The sequence below is a fragment of the Pseudomonas sp. CROZ-RG-20F-R04-15 genome (genome assembly GCF_022662375.1).
Lineage (GTDB): Bacteria > Pseudomonadota > Gammaproteobacteria > Pseudomonadales > Pseudomonadaceae > Aquipseudomonas.
Genome location: NZ_JAKNQL010000030.1, coordinates 50,334 through 67,639, shown reverse-complemented (window position 1 = coordinate 67,639; position 17,306 = coordinate 50,334). Strand labels below are relative to the sequence as shown.

The 17,306-nt window shown below is 59.3% G+C and carries 17 protein-coding genes; 6 read left to right on the top strand and 11 right to left on the bottom strand.

What is annotated here, in order from left to right:
* From L8H52_RS27570 to L8H52_RS27560, 3 genes are all read right to left on the bottom strand, one after another.
* On the bottom strand, positions 1-822 hold an 822-nt coding region (locus L8H52_RS27570), incomplete at its 3' end, for a TIGR03915 family putative DNA repair protein (RefSeq protein WP_242209627.1).
* Positions 819-2,039 carry a putative DNA modification/repair radical SAM protein gene (locus L8H52_RS27565; RefSeq protein ID WP_077573477.1) on the bottom strand — a complete coding sequence of 407 codons (1,221 nt, stop codon included), beginning with the start codon at positions 2,037-2,039 and terminating at the stop codon, positions 819-821. The genes L8H52_RS27565 and L8H52_RS27570, both read right to left, overlap by 4 nt.
* Positions 2,040-2,186: 147 nt before the next feature.
* Positions 2,187-2,945, bottom strand: coding sequence for a helix-turn-helix transcriptional regulator (locus tag L8H52_RS27560; protein WP_242209628.1), 759 nt, complete (start codon positions 2,943-2,945; stop codon positions 2,187-2,189).
* 79 nt (positions 2,946-3,024) lie between these two features.
* On the opposite strand from L8H52_RS27560, the gene L8H52_RS27555 reads away from it, so the two are divergent.
* A complete protein-coding gene (locus L8H52_RS27555; protein WP_242209629.1) occupies positions 3,025-4,128 on the top strand; it encodes a cytochrome P450 in 1,104 nt (367 codons plus the stop codon).
* A gap of 111 nt (positions 4,129-4,239) precedes the next feature.
* Here the strand turns inward: L8H52_RS27555 and L8H52_RS27550 are convergent, their stop codons facing one another.
* Positions 4,240-5,559: an Nramp family divalent metal transporter gene (locus L8H52_RS27550; protein ID WP_026000538.1), complete on the bottom strand. Its 1,320-nt coding sequence runs from the start codon at positions 5,557-5,559 to the stop codon at positions 4,240-4,242.
* Between the two features lie 72 nt (positions 5,560-5,631).
* On the bottom strand, positions 5,632-6,168 hold the full coding sequence (locus tag L8H52_RS27545; RefSeq protein WP_242209630.1) for a chalcone isomerase family protein: 537 nt from the start codon (positions 6,166-6,168) through the stop codon (positions 5,632-5,634).
* 147 nt (positions 6,169-6,315) lie between these two features.
* Here L8H52_RS27545 and L8H52_RS27540 point away from each other — a divergent pair, with 147 nt between their 5' ends.
* The gene (locus L8H52_RS27540) at positions 6,316-7,089 is read left to right on the top strand and encodes a hypothetical protein (protein ID WP_242209631.1); all 774 of its coding nucleotides are present in this window, start codon (positions 6,316-6,318) and stop codon (positions 7,087-7,089) included.
* A gap of 84 nt (positions 7,090-7,173) precedes the next feature.
* On the top strand, positions 7,174-7,731 hold the full coding sequence (locus L8H52_RS27535) for a hypothetical protein (RefSeq protein ID WP_242209632.1): 558 nt from the start codon (positions 7,174-7,176) through the stop codon (positions 7,729-7,731).
* Here the strand turns inward: L8H52_RS27535 and L8H52_RS27530 are convergent.
* The 4 genes from L8H52_RS27530 to L8H52_RS27515 form a co-directional block, all read right to left on the bottom strand.
* Positions 7,721-8,437, bottom strand: a complete 717-nt coding sequence (locus L8H52_RS27530; RefSeq protein ID WP_242209633.1) for a prolyl oligopeptidase family serine peptidase — start codon at positions 8,435-8,437, stop codon at positions 7,721-7,723. The genes L8H52_RS27535 and L8H52_RS27530 overlap by 11 nt on opposite strands.
* 180 nt (positions 8,438-8,617) lie before the next feature.
* Entirely contained in the window at positions 8,618-9,730 is a 1,113-nt protein-coding gene (locus L8H52_RS27525; RefSeq protein WP_242209634.1) for a succinylglutamate desuccinylase/aspartoacylase family protein, read from the bottom strand.
* A 210-nt stretch (positions 9,731-9,940) separates the two neighbouring features.
* On the bottom strand, positions 9,941-10,720 hold the full coding sequence (locus tag L8H52_RS27520) for an ABC transporter substrate-binding protein (RefSeq protein WP_016775210.1): 780 nt from the start codon (positions 10,718-10,720) through the stop codon (positions 9,941-9,943).
* A 247-nt stretch (positions 10,721-10,967) separates the two neighbouring features.
* Positions 10,968-11,396, bottom strand: a complete 429-nt coding sequence (locus L8H52_RS27515; RefSeq protein ID WP_242209635.1) for a rhodanese-like domain-containing protein — start codon at positions 11,394-11,396, stop codon at positions 10,968-10,970.
* Positions 11,397-11,497: 101 nt separating this feature from the next.
* Here L8H52_RS27515 and ftrA point away from each other — a divergent pair, with 101 nt between their 5' ends.
* Positions 11,498-12,457, top strand: coding sequence for a transcriptional regulator FtrA (gene ftrA, locus L8H52_RS27510; protein WP_242209636.1), 960 nt, complete (start codon positions 11,498-11,500; stop codon positions 12,455-12,457).
* Between the two features lie 219 nt (positions 12,458-12,676).
* Here the strand turns inward: ftrA and L8H52_RS27505 are convergent, their stop codons facing one another.
* Positions 12,677-15,574: a hypothetical protein gene (locus L8H52_RS27505; RefSeq protein WP_242209637.1), complete on the bottom strand. Its 2,898-nt coding sequence runs from the start codon at positions 15,572-15,574 to the stop codon at positions 12,677-12,679.
* A 506-nt stretch (positions 15,575-16,080) separates the two neighbouring features.
* On the opposite strand from L8H52_RS27505, the gene L8H52_RS27500 reads away from it, so the two are divergent.
* Positions 16,081-16,461: a DUF6124 family protein gene (locus L8H52_RS27500; protein ID WP_242209638.1), complete on the top strand. Its 381-nt coding sequence runs from the start codon at positions 16,081-16,083 to the stop codon at positions 16,459-16,461.
* Between the two features lie 2 nt (positions 16,462-16,463).
* Positions 16,464-16,733: a hypothetical protein gene (locus L8H52_RS27495; RefSeq protein WP_116030089.1), complete on the top strand. Its 270-nt coding sequence runs from the start codon at positions 16,464-16,466 to the stop codon at positions 16,731-16,733.
* Between the two features lie 139 nt (positions 16,734-16,872).
* Here L8H52_RS27495 and L8H52_RS27490 read toward each other — a convergent pair whose 3' ends face one another.
* Entirely contained in the window at positions 16,873-17,286 is a 414-nt protein-coding gene (locus tag L8H52_RS27490) for a hypothetical protein (protein ID WP_242209639.1), read from the bottom strand.
* Positions 17,287-17,306 lie beyond the last annotated feature (20 nt).

The window sequence follows — 17,306 nt, the reverse complement described above, 5'->3', positions numbered from 1 at the left end:
ACTTTTCAGCGTTATCCGTTTACCAAGTCGATCAGCAATCCCACTCGCCTGCCCATTCTGCTGTTTCCCCATCCGCGCCTGCGTAATCAACCCGGGAATCAACTCCCCCTCCGGCAGATTCTTCCAGAACCGCGCCGGCAAATGCCCCTGCATCACCTTCGGATTCAACCGTGCCGGGTTGAAGATGTGGCTGTAATAAGTCAACCACAGATCACCATGAGGATCATCGACATTCTGCGCCAACTGCTGCCATTCCACCGGACATTGCCGCTGATGAATCAGTTGCTCGCCATCGTAATAAACCCCATCGCGCGGCGTGGCAATCAACCAACGGTGGCGGCCCATGCGCCCGATGAAATGCTCACTGGCGCTGTGCAGAATGTCATGGGCCGGTTCATGCCAAGCCACATATTGCGGGCCAGCGCTGGATAACGGGCGCTCGATGAAACGCACAAATGCATGCAGGTGATGGGCTTCTCGATTGACTTGTTTGATCCGTCGCTGCAGTTCGCTGCCGAGTTTGTCCCCGGCCATCATCGCCGTGCGGTCGCCATGGCTGACGCGCCACAACACTTCATACAAAAGGCTCCAGCGTTGATCACCGCGATACCGCGAAGCCTGTTCCAGCGTGTCGAGCAACGCGCGCGGGATCTTTGCCACAAACGGCCCCTGCCCTTCAGGCACCGGCTCATCACTGGCAAACAGATCCGCCACGCCTTGCGAAGCCCAGCTCACCAGACTCGGGTCGACTTCATGGCTCAGCAACCAGCGCGCTTGTTGGCGCCAAGTGTCGAACAGGTCGTCGCAATCGAGATTGATCATCCCCACAGCCCCATTTGCTGGGGCATCGGACGGTCACGCAATTGCTGATAGAGCAAATGGCTGGTGACTTCGGCCTGCTGCGGATGGTAGTCGCTGGTGATGATGAACGGCTTGGCCTTGGCCAGCACACAGCGCATGCGCGCGACGTCTTCGTAACGAATGCGTCGTTGTCGGCGCAACTCCACCAGTCGTTCGGTGGTACGCAGTCCGATGCCTGGAATACGCGCAATCAGGGATGCTTCGGCACGGTTCAGATCGAGCGGGAACACCTCGCGATTCTGCAACGCCCAGGCAAGTTTCGGGTCGATGTCCAACGCCAGATTGCCCGGTCCCTTGAGCAGTTCATCGGCGCTGTAGCCGTAGCTGCGCAGGAGAAAATCGGCCTGATACAAACGGTGTTCGCGCATCAGCGGTGGTGCGGCCAGCGGTACGCTTTTCGGACTGTCGGGGATTGGGCTGAAGGCCGAGTAATAAACCCGCCGCAGACGGAAGTTGCCGTACAAGGCCTGGGCGCTGTGGAGGATGGTGCTGTCGTCGGTGTCGTCGGCGCCGACAATCAACTGCGTGCTCTGCCCGGCTGGAGCGAATTTCGCCGAGCGCGGTTCGTTCAACACGGTCTGCACGCCGGTGTAGATGGTGTTCATTGCCTGTTTGATCGACGCGATGTCCTTCTCCGGCGCCAGCACTTGCAGGCTGGCATCGGTCGGCAGTTCGATATTGACGCTCAGGCGATCGGCGTAGCGCCCTGCTTCTTCGATCAATGCCGGATCGGCTTCGGGAATGGTCTTGAGATGGATGTACCCGCGAAACTCATGCTCTTCGCGCAGCAGCTTCGCCACCCGCACCAGTTGCTCCATGGTGTAGTCCGCCGAGCGAATGATCCCCGAGCTGAGGAACAACCCGCTGACGCAGTTGCGCCGGTAGAAATCCATGGTCAGCGCGACGACTTCCTCGGGGGTGAAACGGGCACGCGGGACATCACTGGAGCGGCGGTTGACGCAGTACTGGCAATCGTAAAGACAGAAGTTGGTCAGCAAAATCTTCAACAACGACACGCAACGCCCGTCCGGCGTGTAGCTGTGGCAGATGCCCATGCCATCGGTCGAGCCCAGCCCGCTCTTGCCTTCGGAGCTGCGCTTGGGCGCGCCGCTGCTCGCGCAGGAGGCGTCGTACTTGGCGGCGTCGGCGAGGATGCTCAGCTTGTCGATGATTTGCATGGCGCGGGCTCTATACTGTTTGCATATACAGTATAGAGTCGGCAGCGGTGATACAAGGTGGCAGATGCGCCCCTCGTCGGTCAGAAGCTGAAAATCAAAAGATCGCAGCCTTCGGCAGCTCCTACATGGATTGGGTAGGGTCGAGATTTATCGGGTGTACACGATTCCCGTAGGAGCTGCCGAAGGCTGCGATCTTTTGATCTGCCCGTCTACCGGCCACTCAACGCCGAACCGCGCACCGATCTCCTTGCGCCCCAGCGCCGTCAACGCCAGCGCCCGACTGTCCAGATCCTGCGTCACCCACTTGCGCTTCAGCGCGGTCTGCAACAACGCCGCGCCCAGCGAGCCCCCTAGATGCGGCCGGCGCATGCTCCAGTCCAGGCACGGGCAAGCAAACTTGCGGCGCAGGGTGGTCAAATCCTGCACGTCGATGCCCAGTCCAACAAACAACGCTTCGCCCGTATCACTCAAGCGATACACCTGCTCGTCGGTCTGCACCAGCCAACCCGCAGCGAGCAAACGATCATGCAGCAACACCGCCAGCGTTCCGGCCATGTGGTCGTAACAGGTACGGGCGAATTGCAGGCGATCCGGGGTGTGCGGCTTGAACGTCGGCGCCGCATTCTGGCCAATCACCATCAACGCTTCCAGTGCCTGCGCCACGCGCTGATCGGCGAGGCTGTAATAGCGATGACGGCCCTGCACATGCAGGCGCACCAGGGCCAGATCCTTGAGTTTCGCCAGGTGCACACTGGCGGTCGAGGCGCTGACTTCAGCGATCGTCGCCAATTCAGTGCTGGTGCGGGCGTGGCCGTCCATCAGCGAGCAAAGGATTTTCGTCCGCGCCGGCTCGGCGATGGCGGCGGCCACCTGCGATACACCGATGTCTTGATGTTCTGCGTGCATAGTTCGCTCCCGGACGAATCATCGTTGTTGCGCAGTGGAGATAGTAGCAACACTTTCCCCGCCGACAAGGATGCAAACCATGAACCCGATCAGCGCCGCAACGCATGTCGATCCTTATCCCTACTACGCCGAACTGCGCGCAGAAGGTGGACTGACGTTTCATCCCGAGCTGAAACTGTGGGTCGCCAGCAGCGCCCACGCGGTGTGTGCGGTCTTGGCCCACGCCGATTGCCGCGTGCGTCCGGCGCAGGAGCCGGTGCCCGCAGCGATCGCCGGAAGCATAGCCGGCAAAGTCTTTGGCCAACTGATGCGCATGAATGACGGTGAGCGCCAGCGCTGTCCGCGTGCGGCGATCGAGCCTGAGCTGGCAACGCTCGACCTTGAGGCGGTTAACACGTTGGTCGCCGCACGGCTGATCACAGCGGATTCCGACGGTCTGTACAACGCCATGTTCCGTGGCCCGGTGTGCGTGGTCGCGGCGCTGCTGGGATTCGCGCCGGCGCAGGCCCGGGCAGTGAGCGAGCTGATGGCGGACTTCGTCGCCTGCCTGTCGCCGTTGAGCAATGACCTGCAACTGGCCACAGCAGATGCGGCGGCCGAGCTCCTGCGCGGCTACTTCATCGAACTGCTCGCCGAACCCGCCAGCGATTTGCTCAGCGCGATCCGGCAGCGCTTTGTCGGCGATGAGGAAATCCTGATCGCCAACCTGATTGGCCTCTGTTCGCAGACGTTCGAAGCGTGCGCCGGGCTGATCGGCAATACCCTGTTGGCGCTACGTCGGCAGCCAGCGTTGCGCGGCGAATCCATCGAAGCGCTGCTTAGCGAAGTCCAGCGCTTCGATCCGCCGGTGCAGAACACCCGGCGCTTTGTCGCTGCGTCCTGTGAGATTGCCGGTGTGCGTGTCGAGGCAGGCGATGTGATTCTGCTGCTGTTGGCCTCGGCCAATCGTGATCCGGCGCTCAACGAACGTCCGGAGGAGTTTCTTCTACAGCGCGAGAACCGCCGCAGTTTCAGTTTTGGAAGTGGCCGGCATCAGTGTCCGGGGCAAGCGTTGGCGATGAGTATTGCCGGAGCTACGGTGCGGGAAATACTCACAAAGGGCATCGATCTGAATTGCCTGAATTGGCACTACAGGCCTTCGCTCAATGGGCGCATTCCAGTGTTCAGCGACGTTGGCGCCTGACAGTCCGTCTTCGCGAGCAGGCTCGCTCCCACATTAGTTATCGGTTAATCACAACCCTGTGGGAGCGAGCCTGCTCGCGAAGAGGCCAGCCCAGTCACTGCAAATGCTGGCTCAAACCGCCCACTGCAAAATCAACCAGCTGTTAGCGCCACTGATCACCACAAACAACCCCCAAGCCAACACCCGCGTTGGCCAGCGGTTCACAAACGGCCCCATCAGCTGTTTGTCGTTGGTCATGCGGATCAACGGATACAAGGCAAACGGCAGTTGCAGGCTCAACACCACCTGACTCAGCACCAGCAACTTGCCGATCGCGTTATCGCCCATCAACCACACGCCAATAAACGCCGGAATCAACGCCAGTCCGCGAGTAATCAAGCGTCGCTGCCAGCACGGGATCCGCAGATTCAGGTAACCCTCCATGATCACCTGGCCGGCGATGGTGCCGGTGAAGGTCGAGCTCTGCCCCGACGCCAGCAGCGCGACGCCGAACAACACGCTGGCCAACGCACCACCAACCAGTGGGTCGAGCAAGTGATAGGCGTCCTGAATGTCCACCACATCCGTGTGCCCGGACTGGTGAAACGCCGCTGCCGCGAGAATCAGGATCGCCGCATTGACCAGCAACGCCAGCGCCAGTGAACCGATGGTGTCGATGCGCGCCAGTTTCACCGCGTCCTGCTTGCTTGCCAGGTCCTTGCCGATCATCCGCGTCTGCACGATCGAGGTATGCAGATAGAGGTTATGCGGCATCACCGTCGCGCCGAGAATACCGATAGCCAGGTACAACGGCGCCGCTTCGCCAATCGCCGCCAGCGACGGTTTGAAACCTTGGGCGACATCCGGCCAGTAGGGTTTGATCAGCAACAGTTCAACGAAGAAACACACGCCGATGGTTGCGACCAGCACCAACATGATCGCTTCCAGTCTGCGGAAACCGCGATTTTGCAGGGCCAGCACCAGCAAGGTGTCGAACGCGGTCAGGGCGATACCGAATGTCAGCGAACAGCCGAGCAACAAGTGAAAGGCCAACGCACAACCGAGCACTTCGGCCAGATCGGTGGCGATGATCGAGATTTCCGCGAGCACCCACTGCAGCCGCGCGGTGGGTGTGCTGTAGCGCTCGCGGGACAGTTGCGCCAGATCGCGGCCGGTGGCGATGCCCAGCCGCGAACACAGACATTGCACGACCATGCCGGCCAGACTCGCCAGCAACACCACGAACAACAGGCTGTAGCCAAAGCGTGAACCGGCCTCGATAGCGGTGGCCCAGTTGCCGGGATCCATGTAGCCGATCGACACCAGCAATCCGGGGCCGGCGAAGCGCAGCACGCGTTTGAAGAACGCGGCATTGGGATCAACCGCAACACTGCCAGCCACTTCCGGCGGGCAAAACGGCGCGGTGGCGATTTTGGGCAAGCTGAATTTCACGCACACATCCAGAAACAAGTCGGAAAGACGCAGCTTAGAGGTTTCAGCCGCAGCCTTGAAGTGCAAAAGAATCTATCGACTCACCCCCAACAACTGTTCACGCAACTCGGGACTGCGCGTGCGCGGATCGAGCCAGATATCGAAAAATGCGCGGGCAAACAGCGGATCATCGATCTCGTGCTGCAACTGCTGACCGACAAAAAACCGCGCGCCCTGCCCCGGCAGATACACGCCGGTAATCCGCGTGCCGGCCTGCACGTCGACAAACGATTGCTGCATCTGGATCTGCCAACCGGCCAATTGCGCCGGGCTGACGCGGCCATCGGCCAAGCGTTTGATTTCATCGACGCTGGCCTTGACCAGATCGTCGCGGGAAATGCTGCGGCGGTAGATCAGCTCCAGCGCAAACGGCTGACCGTCGACCAAGGGGCGTGCGGCACTCCACAATCGCGCGTTGTAGACATCGAAACCGAACACACTGAAATCGCCAGTGCCGATGATCTGCGCACCGGGCACGGCGTCCTGCCAATTGGCCCAGGTCGGCGTCAGCAACAGCGCCCACAAGCCGATGCCGCAGCATCCGCGCAACACCTTGGGTGTTCTGTTCATCGCGGTATCGACTCCGGCAAGCCCTGATAGTCAGAGCATAGCCGGGTATCGCTGCCGGCACCTTGTATACAAAAACCGCGCACATAGGCAGCAATCGACAGTCGACAATGCTAACGTGGCGAACCTTCAACGGATGGAGACTCCTGCGTGCTGATCCTCAAACTGCTGCTGATTCCCGGTTTTCTGCTGCTGATTTCCCTGGCGGGCAAACGCTGGGGGCCGAGCGTGGCCGGGTGGCTGTCGGGATTGCCGGTGGTGGTCGGGCCGATTCTGTTTTTCCTCGCCATCGAGCAAGGTCCGGGGTTTGCCGCGCAATCAGCGGTGGCGGCGTTATCGGCGATGTTCGCGATGATTGCGTTCTGCATCACCTATGCGCAGGTCGCGCAACGGGCGAACTGGCCGCTGGCGCTGACGGCGTCGCTGTCGGTGTGGGCCATCATCGCGTGGGTGTTGTCGCTGATCCCGGCGTCGCTGCCATTTTCCGCGGTGGCGGCGGCAATTGCGCTGCTGGCATCGCCATATCTGTTTCCCACGGTGCAACCGGTGCTCAACGGCCCGGCGCCGAAATCGGACAAACTGATCTGGCGAATGATCGCCGGCGCCGCGTTGACCCTAGTGGTGACGATGCTGGCCAGCACCGTCGGCGAGCGCTGGAGCGGTTTGCTCGCCGTATTCCCGGTGCTCGGCAGTGTGATGGCGGTGTTCTCGCAACAAACGCGTGGCCCGGCGTTTACCGCCGCACTGTTACGGGCGACGGCGACCGGCATGTATTCGTTTTCGGCGTTTTGTCTGGTCTCGGCGCTGACCTTGCCAACCATGGGCCTGAGCGGATTTGCCGTCGGCGTTGCCGTATCGGTGGCCATGCTCGGCGTGACCAAACGCCTGTTGGCTCGTCCGTTGGCGAAAGCGCAGGCGCAGTAACCGCTCAGACGATTCGCGCTGGAACGTCCGGCACGCTCCGTGGGATGATCGCCCGCCTCGCGCGACCATCCCACGGAGATTTACATGTCATTGTTGAGCAAAAAAGCCGTCGTCCTGCTGGTGGCGGCCCTCGCCGGTTTCGGCGCCCTTCACGCGCAAGCGGCCAAGGCAAAAGCCAGCACCGAGAAAGTCTCGATGCTCGAGGGCAAGTTCAGCTTTGTGCTGCCCAAAGGTTTCGTCGCCAACACGCTGCCGGCCAGCCCGAGCGGGGTCAAGGGCACGATGTACACCAATGAAGCGACGAAAACCGTGGTCATTACCGCCGAAAACCAGATCCCCGAAGGCCAACACGTCAAGGACAACGACGGCCAGTTTCTCGACGGCAGCGTGGCGAGTTTCATTGAAGACCAGCGCAAAGCGCTGCCGGACTTCAACAAGCTCAGCGAAAAAAGCCTGACCCAAAAAGGCACCGGCCTTGGCCTGCGTCAGGTCGACAGCACCGCGACCCAGGGCGGTGGCCAGACCCTCAACACCACGCTGATGGCCGGCTCCGGCACGAAGATGGCGCTGGTGCAGGTGATCTCCCGCGCCAGCGACAAGAAAGGTCACGATGCCCTGGTGAAAACCATCCTCAAGGATTGAGCTGCTGCAGCCAGCCGTTCAAGTCACGCAACTCGGCCGCAGTGATACTGTGGCCGACGCCGGGATAGGCGTGAAACTGCGGTTTGTAATCGAGTTTCTGTAGTTGCGCATTGGCCTCGGTACCGTCGCGGTACGGCACGCGATCATCGGCGGTGCCGTGGCCGATGAAGATGCTCAGTGGCAACGGCTGCTGTTCGGCCTTGAGTTCAGCTTTCAACACCGGCAACAAACGCCCGCTCAACGCCGCGATTCCGCCGACGGCGACGGGCGGCCGCAGCCCGACCTCGTAGGTCATCATCGCGCCCTGGCTGAAGCCGATCAGGTACACCTTGCTCGGGGTGGTGTGATATTTCTGCGCCGCTTGCGCGATAAAGTCGCGCAGCTTCTGGCCACTGACTTTCAGATCATCGGTCTCGCCGTTGTAGGCACCTTCACCTTTCTTGCGAAACCACTGGAAACGTCCTTCACCGAGCGACAGCGGTGCCTGCACCGACAGGTAGTTGTATTGCGCCGGCAACTGAAATTTCATGCCGATCAGATCGGCTTCGTTGCTGCCGTAGCCGTGCAGGAAAATCAATAGCGGACGCGCTTCGGTGTCGGCATGCACCTGCTCGATGTACTTGAGCGGCAGATCGGATTGCAGCGTGGTTTGCGCCTGCACGGCGGTGGACGCCAGCAGGGTCAAGAGAGCAAAGACCTTCAACATAGAGCCTTCCTTTCACAGAGTGTCGGGTTCGGGGGGAGCCTAACATCCTGCGGCGAGGATCAACATGTTGGGGGCTGCTGATGGCCCCTTCGCGAGCAGGCTCGCTCCCACATTGGAAATGCATTCCCCTGTGGGAGCGAGCCTGCTCGCGAAAGGGCCGGTGAATCCAGTGAAGATCCGTCAGTCGTTGGTCAATTTTCCCGTCCGAAACGCCACCCGCCCCGCCACTTTCGCCTGCCAGATCCCCGGCTCGGTATAGCGCCCGCGATCCAGCGCAAACAACACCCCGCTGGTGCCGGCGCGCACGGTGGTCACGCGATCCTGCAACGGGTCCACCACTTCAAACAGCGCATCGCCCTTCTCCACCCACTCGCCGGCATTGCGCAAGAAACTCACCACACCATGATGCGGCGCGAACAGGTATTCGGTGCCCTCGAACGGTAGGCCTTCGCAGCACTCGCTCGGCGCCGCCGGCCACTCGCCGCTGATGAAACCCTGCTCGGCAAGAAAGCCGAGGATCGCCTCGCAATTGGCCTGCGCCTGATCGACCCGGGTATCGCCCATGCTGCCCAGTTCCAGCGTGGTCGCCAGATTCGCCGCAGGAATCGCAGCGTTAGGGAACGCCCGCGCCAGACGCAGCCACGGCGTCGAGCAGGACTCATCGAACGAGCTGCCGCCGGAATCCTCACACAGCAATGCCACGCCGGCCTTGAGGCGCGCCGCCAATGATTGCCACTGTGGCCAGTGCTGCGGCAGCGCGTACAAGTGAATCGCCGCGTCGAAATCGCAATGCAGATCGAGGGTGATGTCGGCATCGCAGGCATGGCGCAGCAACAAGCGATGCAAGGCTTCCAGTTGCGAGGCCGGGGCCGGCAGCTCATCGAATACCTGGCCCATGGTTTGGCGGATCAGCGCAACGTTGGCCTCGGCGTCAGCGCCCAGACGTTCACCGATCAACGCCGCGACCGGGGCACTGAGTTCGACGAAGGCGCGGTTGAAATTCTTGCCGCTGCCCAGTTCGAAGCGGCCCATGTGCGCGCCTTGCACGTGTTGATCGAGGCCGATCGGGTTGGCCACCGGCACCAGCTCGATCACGCCCTGCAAACGGCCTTGCTGTTCCAGCGCATTGAGGCGCTGCTTGAGTTCCCACGCGGTGCGCATGCCCGGCAGTTCATCGGCGTGCAGGCTGGCCTGGATGTACACCTTGCGTGGGCCCGCGCCGTAGCGAAACACGCTGAGGGAACGTTCGCTGCCCAAGTGGCTCCAGGGCAGAACATGGTCGATGCGTTGCATGGGAAGACTCCTGCAGTCTGGTAGATCTGGATCAATGAGATCCCTGTGGGAGCGAGCTTGCTCGCGAATGCAATTTGACAGTCAATAAAGATGTTGAATGTTAAACCGTATTCGCGAGCAAGCTCGCTCCCACAGGGATCTCCATCTGTAGAAAGAAAGCATAAAAAAAGTGGCCACCGCGCAAACGGGGCCACTTTTTTCTACGGCGTATTAATGGCCGTACACATCAAAGTCGAAGTACTTGTCCTGGACTTTCTTGTACTCGCCATTGGCGCGGATTTCGGTGATGGCTTTGTTGAATTGCTCGGCCAGCGCGGTATCGCCCTTGCGCACCGCGATGCCGGCGCCGCCGCCGAAGTACTTGGCGTCTTCGTAGGTCGGGCCGACGAATTCAAAACCCTTGCCGGCGTCGGTTTTCAGGAAACCGTCACTCAGGTTGACCGAGTCGGCCAGCATCGCGTCGATACGCCCGGAAACCATGTCGAGGTTGGCTTCCTGCTGCGAGCCGTAACGCACCAGGTCGATACCGGCCGGAACCAACACTTCAGTGGCGTAACGGTCGTGGGTGCTGGCACGCAGCACGCCGACTTTCTTGCCCTTGAGCTCGGTCAGCGGGTCTTTGACACCGGAGCCTTCCTTCATCACGAAGCGCGCCGGGGTGTGGTAGTACTTGATGGTGAAATCGACGTTCTTCTTGCGATCATCGGTGATGGTCATCGACGACAGGATCGCGTCGATCTTTTTCACTTTCAGCGCCGGGATCAGGCCGTCGAATTCCTGCTCGACCCAAGTGCATTTAACCTTCATCTGCGCGCACAGCGCATCGCCGATATCGACGTCGAAACCGGTGAGCTTGCCGTCAGGGGTTTTCATCGAGAATGGCGGGTAACCGGCTTCGATACCGATGCGGATCGGCTTGGCGTCTTCGGCCACGGCGGTCAGGGACAACATCGACAGTGCCAGGGCACCGAACATCACTAGCTTCTTCATTTATAACTCCTGTGTGCGGAGGCTTTTATTGGCAGCTTTCGATTCAGCGTTCGGTCATGGCCAATTGGCTATAAAAACCGAAGTGGCCGGCAGTCTATGGCGGCGCGCACAGGGTAAATTGTGTTTAAGCGACAAATACTTATGAAAGATCGGCGCACCGATTGACCGAGGTCAACGGGTGCGCCGTCGTGGTGCAAAGGCTGTAGGACAAGCGCTTTTTTTGCTCAGGAATTGTCTTAAAAGAACGTCAGCATTCGCAGCCGATGGCGGTTTTGCCGACTTGCGCAACGCTCAGTTGAAAACCTTCATCCAGCCATCCGGTCACGCCACCGATCATCTCCTTGACCGGATACCCCAACGCCGCCAGTTTCACCGCCGCCTTATTCGCGCCGTTGCAATGCGGGCCCGCGCAATAGACCACGAACAGCGTGGTTTTCGGGTAGCTGGCCAGCTCCGCCACCGTCAGCAAACGGTTCGGAATATTGATCGCGCCCGGCACATGCCCGCGCTCATAGGCCAGTGGTCCACGGACATCGACCAGGACAAAATCGATCTCGCCAGCCTCCTGGCTACTGAAGACGTCGGAACAATCGGTTTCGAAAGTCAGACGATTGCTGAAGTGCATCAGGGCGATTGCCGACGGCGCCGCAGGGATGTCGCGAACCAGACTGACCATGGGTGTTGCTCCTTTATCTGAACGGGTGTGAACAGACTTTATCGAGCGGCCGCTTGCGGCTACAGTGGCGTACAAGACACTCACCGGGAATTTTCCGCCAAATGCCGACATCACCAGGTCTGGTCGCGATTCTGGCCTACGACGGCCTCTGCACATTCGAGTTCGGCATCGCCGTGGAGGTCTTCGGCCTGACCCGGCCGGAGTTCGATTTCCCGTGGTACAGCCACGCCATTGCCGCCGTCGATCAAGGCCCGATGCGCGCCTTGGGCGGGATTCAAGTGCTGGCCGATGGCGGTCTGGAATTGTTGGCCGAGGCGCGCACCATCATCATTCCCGGCTGGCGTGACCGTAACGCGGCGGTGCCTCCAGCATTGATCGACGCGTTGCGTCAGGCCCATGCCCGAGGCGCGCGATTACTGTCGATCTGCTCCGGTGTATTTGTGCTGGCGGCCACCGGCCTGCTCGACGGCCACGGCGCCACCACGCATTGGCGTTACACCGCGGAACTGGCGCAGCGCTTCCCGGCGATTGCTGTCGATGCCGATGTGCTTTACGTCGACTCCGGGCAGTTGATCACCTCGGCGGGCAGCGCTGCCGGGATTGACGCCTGCCTGCATCTGGTGGCGCGGGACTTCGGCACGCAAGTCGCCAACTCGGTGGCGCGGCGACTGGTGATGTCGCCGCAGCGTACTGGCGGCCAAGCCCAATTTATTCCGACCCCGGTCAGCCCTACACCGCGCAATGATCTGTCGCGGGTAATGCAGTGGGCGCGCGAGCGTTTGCATGAACCGCTGCAAGTGCGTGATCTGGCCAGTGAAGCGGCGATGAGTGAGCGCACGTTTCTGCGACGCTTTACCGAAGCCAGCGGGCAGTCGCCCAAGGCGTGGTTGCAACATGAACGCTTGGCGCGGGCGCGGGAGTTGCTGGAGAGCACGCCGCATAACACCGAGCAGATTGCCGAGCGTTGCGGTTATCGGTCGGTGGAGAGTTTTCGTGTGGCGTTTCGTGGGGTGGTGGGGGTTCCGCCGTCGGTGTATCGGGAGCGGTTTGGGCGGGAGTGAAAGTTGGCTCCTGAGGGGGGAGAAGGCTCTTTCGCGAGTAGGCATGTAAAAGAAAACTGGCATTAATTGATACATTAAGCTTCGCACCATCATTAGTTACATTTGGCGCACCGCTCACTTTGAGTGATTTATATATAGGGCTCCCACCGTTCTTGAGTAGCCATTTCGAATTAATTAAATGGCTACTCAGAAAGAGCTGACAAGATAGAACTATCCAGATCATTTTAATCGTAAATTATCCACATTCACCCAAGTCCCCCCATACCCCAGTTCAAAATAGACTAGTACAGTTCCAACTTCCAAGACACCAAAACTAATGCTAATTTTTTGCCACTCACTGGAACTCGGGAATTTCTCGTCATAAAGCATTTTGCCGCCTGCATAAAAAACAAACGTAACTATATTACCGGCCTGGTAAGTAAAACTTAATTCATACACCTTACCTCCTTCCAAATCAAAACGCTTAGCTAGCGCAATAGTATTGCGATCAAAGCCATCGGGACATCCAACAAAGTACTCCCCGTTCAAAAGAATTATTACTGATGCTCCTGAACCTGAGTTGACCGCCCAACCATTCCAGTCATAATTTGTAAAAGTAGTTAAATCGTCCAGCCCGGCTTTCACGCTATAAGACCTATCCCGGCACGCCAGTGCATCCCCCCACTCCGCCCCAGTAAACAACCCCACCCCCAAAACAACCGACACCGTCGAATCAGCCTTGCACTGTCGCAACCACTGAGCATCGGTTATATAACTTAATCCCGACTCCTGATCATGTACTGCCCCCACCAGCTGATCCTTAGTCCGCGAACCGCCACCAGCGAAAGTTTCTACATAGCTCAACCACACCGGCAGGCCCGAACGCTGAAACGGCCACGCCCCACACAACACCTTGGTGTCATCCTTGATCAACCCGATATCCAACACCTCCCCAGTCACCCCTTCAATCAACGGTTGCGGCATGTTCTTTTGTAACAACGCCCCAACGGTCAGTGGCCGCGTTTGCATCGGCGAACCTTGCCCGGCCCTGATGGATCTGTAGTTAAGGTTTAAGGTTCGTTGCAAGTTGGCGCCGGTAATGACCGCCGGTATGTTGAAATCAACAAAGGCCTGGTCGTTAACCTTTTTCGGTTCGGGCGAAGACGAACCATCGCCCGGACGACCGATTACCGTCAGTTCGATTTCGTCGTCGGGTTTCAGTTTCGAGGTGTCGAAGCGCACGGTGAAACCCTGCTGATGCTGGTTCGGGTCGAGCACATAAACGGGGGCTTCGATAACAGTAGGCGGTGGTACTTCGGCCTGCGCCTGGCCGATGCTCAGCGTCAGCTCACCGGATGTACCGAGCAGTTCGCCGTTACGCAAAATCGTGTAAGTCGCTGCAACTTTGCCGTTCAGATTGGCCGTCACATACGGTTTGGCCACAGTAAACTTCACCGGACTGCCCGCCGAATGCGACGTCAGGTCGGCGAAATCACTTGTGCTGCCATTGCTGCCTGAGCCGCGCCAGACATACGTCACGCGATCGTGCGCCAATGTGCCCAGATGCGGACAAATCAACGTGACACCGGCGGGCGGCACCTGCTCAGGATCGAGCGTGCCGTCCTGAGCTTCCTCCACCTCTGGTGCGGCAAACGTCGGCAATGTCACCCCTACTTGCAGCGACAACGGCAACGAATCGCGCACGTTCTGCAGCAGCAGATCGTCGTTGGCCACCGTGTAATGCACAGTCACCCGCAACCCGTTGAACCTGCGGATGACTGCATTACTGACGGTACGCAGGATCGGTGTGTTTTCCGGCACGTTGCCGACCGGACGCGGATCCGAGTAATACTCCGCACCGCCGCCAGGCAGCGTGGCCTCCCAGATCAGGTTGATCTGATCGCCGCTTTTGCGCCCTGCATACCAAGGGATTTCGTTGGTTGCCCAGGGCGCCTCGGGGTCCAGAAAACCGCCCGATGCCTCGATCACGTTGGGCGCCGCCAGTTGACTGATTTCCCCTTGCACATTGACGCTAGCGACCATTGAAGAGGCATCGACCTCGCCTGCTCTCGTGCGCACATACCTGACTGAGGCCGAACCCTTGGCAAGGGCTCGAACTGAAGCATTGGGAATCACGAACTCGTAGGCGAATTCGGTAAATTCGACGAGTTGCTCCGCTGGCGTAACGACGATCGGTTTGCCTTGCGCAGGCATACCGGTCCAGGTCACCGCAATCGTGTCGTTTATTTTGAAGTGTTCATCCCGCGTGTACACACTGACGATGACATCGCTGTCGCCCAGTTGCTCGAGATCAATGACGATTGTGACGGGTCTGTTGTTGACCAGAATTCTCGGCTGGGGAAGCCGCGTTCCCTTCGCATCCACCAGGACCCGAGTGATTTTCGCCCAAGGCGCGCGCTCATCCGGGTAGTTGCCAACGCGATCGATGACCTGAAAAGTCACCGCTACATCCGGGCCATCGCCAGCGCTCTCGATCACGCCCTTAGCGAAGGTGATCAGGATCGGATGATTTACCGGGTCGTCGACCTGCTCCTGAGTCACCGGATAGTAAGGTACTTCCTGACTACCCCAGCGGCACAAGATGTAATCGAAAGCAGCCATGTTTTCGTAGGGGAAAACATGCATCTGAACGCCTTTCTCAGCTATTTCCGGAGTGACCCCATGCGCCAGGTCCGGCATCAACATGTACGTGAGACCAGAATGACCTTCTTCGGGATCATTATCAAAGCCGCCGGGGCGCTGGAATTTGGCCAGCAGAATCAACGTTGGCTCGGAGTCCTGGAACGCCTGTCCCACTCGCTTTACGCGATAAAACGCATTGACCTCGCCCTCCAGAACAAAACCTTTAGCAATCCTGAATACGAGTCGCTTGTTGAGATCTTCGGCGTCGAGTTCCTTGCTCCACACCGCGACCGTCAAATTGCCCAGAAACATTTCGAACTTGTCCCCAATGCTCATCACCAGCCACGGGTCAACGATGACTTGCAAATCCCCCTCGACAGCGCGAATGGGAATACCACCGTGGTAGTGCTCCGGCGTTCGCAACTCGGTTCTGCCGGTAATATGCGGTGGGCTCAGGGCGAGTGTCTGATTGTCATCCTGCAGGCTGTTGTTCATGGCGAAGCTCCTTTGAGGTGGGCTGGCGTCGGTCAACGAGGCGCTGCGCTCATCAGAAAGGATTTCATCGTTGAGGTGTACTGACAGATCTGACAGGTAGAGGCAGTTTTCCGACAGATGGCAGTGCTGGTCAGATTGCTGAATCTCTGGTCGGGCGCCGGGTAAAACGCAGCATCATTTAGACATCAGCCACAAGGCTACAGCGCCTTGCGCCTTTGCCTACAACTACGCCAGAATCCGCCGGCTTGTGCGGCTTGGAGGTCACCGGTAACTTGGTTCGCGTCACTGAATGTTCAGTGATCGGGTTTAGTCGCTCGGTAATCTACTTAAACTGCACAACGTTCCAGACAGTAGGTATTTCGATACCTCACTCAATGGTAGCTGTGCGCAGGGCGCCTTCGGGTGCGCCGGTTTTGGTGGGTTTACCGGTCGACTAACCTGCGTACAGCTGCCACCTTTTCGTTTAGTCGCGAGGTGGTGTCGGCATCAATTAGGAAACCTACACCATGTTCAAAATAACGCCGAATCCGCCCGAAACAGATGCGGAAGTTGATCAAAATCCAACGTCCCCCTATTCCGAACCGGGCTCCAGAAAACTCCACGAAGCCGCCGAACGCGCCCTCGACCACTACCTGAAACCCACACCGCCTTCACCACCGCGCAGACCAAGCACCATGTTCCTCGTCGACCCCAACACCGGCGCCGAAGACCTTATGGCCCACGCCTGCGAATCCATGGCTTCGGCCAGCGTCATGCTCAGCGACTTCGCCGCCCTGCTCGACTCGCCCTATCGCAACACCGTGCTCGGCATCCAGCAAGTGGTCATGCTCGGCGAACTCGCGGTCAACCGCGCCCTCGACAAAATCGACCCCACCCTGAGGCAATAAACATGTCCAACAAAACCGATGCACAAGTCGTCGCGGCACTGGTGGCCATGGGCTTCAACGAACGGGACGGACGCTGGGCGCAGAACGCCTGCCTGGTGCTCTTCGAAAGCGAACGCGAATCCATCGTCGCCTCCGCCGTCACCGTCCTCCCTCAACTCGATGAACTGGAAATCGACGCCGTGCTACCCGCACTGCGGCGCGTGACCCGCCGGTTCCCCTCACTACAAAGAACCGTGGCCGACACACTGGCCGAGATGGCGCACGCAGCCTGATTGACCGCGTGATCGTTCTTCGCGAGCAGGCTCGCTCCCACAGTTGTTCGCGGTTACTCGCAGCACTTGAGTACACCGCCGACCCAATGTGGGAGCGAGCTTGCTCGCGAAAGCGTTCTTTCTGCATCGGACGCGTGAGTCACGACGCTCGAAAATCCGCGAGGATAAAGGGTGTGTGGTCACGCAAGTAAACGTCGACATCGTCCAGCGAGTGCAACGCTTCACTGGATGACTCCACGTATTCTTCATCGTCATGGCGAATGACCGTGACGAAAAAGGTGTCTGCCTGTCGGTCCAACGTCGCAGTGCGTTTGACCGGCCGCCCATCCTCCTGAGCAAAGGACATCGCACGTAAAGTTTCATGTTGCAGAGCTTCAGACACGTTTGCTTGGAGGGCTTTGCGTTTGGCGAGCAGTTCTTTCGCGACTACCCAACTGCCCACTGCAGCGGCAGCAGAAACGAAATACATGTAGTTGTAAGTCGATCCCCTGCGCGAAGCATGCCTCTCCACCAGCCAATCGGCAACTTGTGAAACCCACTGCCACACATCCATCGCATTTATTCCCAAGCGTA

Coding starts and splice junctions, on each gene's coding strand:
- L8H52_RS27565 (WP_077573477.1), bottom strand. CDS start 2,039: ATGCAAATCATCGACAAGCTGAGCATCCTCGCCGACGCCGCCAAGTAC.
- L8H52_RS27560 (WP_242209628.1), bottom strand. CDS start 2,945: ATGCACGCAGAACATCAAGACATCGGTGTATCGCAGGTGGCCGCCGCC.
- L8H52_RS27555 (WP_242209629.1), top strand. CDS start 3,025: ATGAACCCGATCAGCGCCGCAACGCATGTCGATCCTTATCCCTACTAC.
- L8H52_RS27545 (WP_242209630.1), bottom strand. CDS start 6,168: ATGAACAGAACACCCAAGGTGTTGCGCGGATGCTGCGGCATCGGCTTG.
- L8H52_RS27535 (WP_242209632.1), top strand. CDS start 7,174: ATGTCATTGTTGAGCAAAAAAGCCGTCGTCCTGCTGGTGGCGGCCCTC.
- L8H52_RS27530 (WP_242209633.1), bottom strand. CDS start 8,437: ATGTTGAAGGTCTTTGCTCTCTTGACCCTGCTGGCGTCCACCGCCGTG.
- L8H52_RS27525 (WP_242209634.1), bottom strand. CDS start 9,730: ATGCAACGCATCGACCATGTTCTGCCCTGGAGCCACTTGGGCAGCGAA.
- L8H52_RS27520 (WP_016775210.1), bottom strand. CDS start 10,720: ATGAAGAAGCTAGTGATGTTCGGTGCCCTGGCACTGTCGATGTTGTCC.
- L8H52_RS27515 (WP_242209635.1), bottom strand. CDS start 11,396: ATGGTCAGTCTGGTTCGCGACATCCCTGCGGCGCCGTCGGCAATCGCC.
- ftrA (WP_242209636.1), top strand. CDS start 11,498: ATGCCGACATCACCAGGTCTGGTCGCGATTCTGGCCTACGACGGCCTC.
- L8H52_RS27505 (WP_242209637.1), bottom strand. CDS start 15,574: ATGAACAACAGCCTGCAGGATGACAATCAGACACTCGCCCTGAGCCCA.
- L8H52_RS27500 (WP_242209638.1), top strand. CDS start 16,081: ATGTTCAAAATAACGCCGAATCCGCCCGAAACAGATGCGGAAGTTGAT.
- L8H52_RS27495 (WP_116030089.1), top strand. CDS start 16,464: ATGTCCAACAAAACCGATGCACAAGTCGTCGCGGCACTGGTGGCCATG.
- L8H52_RS27490 (WP_242209639.1), bottom strand. CDS start 17,286: ATGGATGTGTGGCAGTGGGTTTCACAAGTTGCCGATTGGCTGGTGGAG.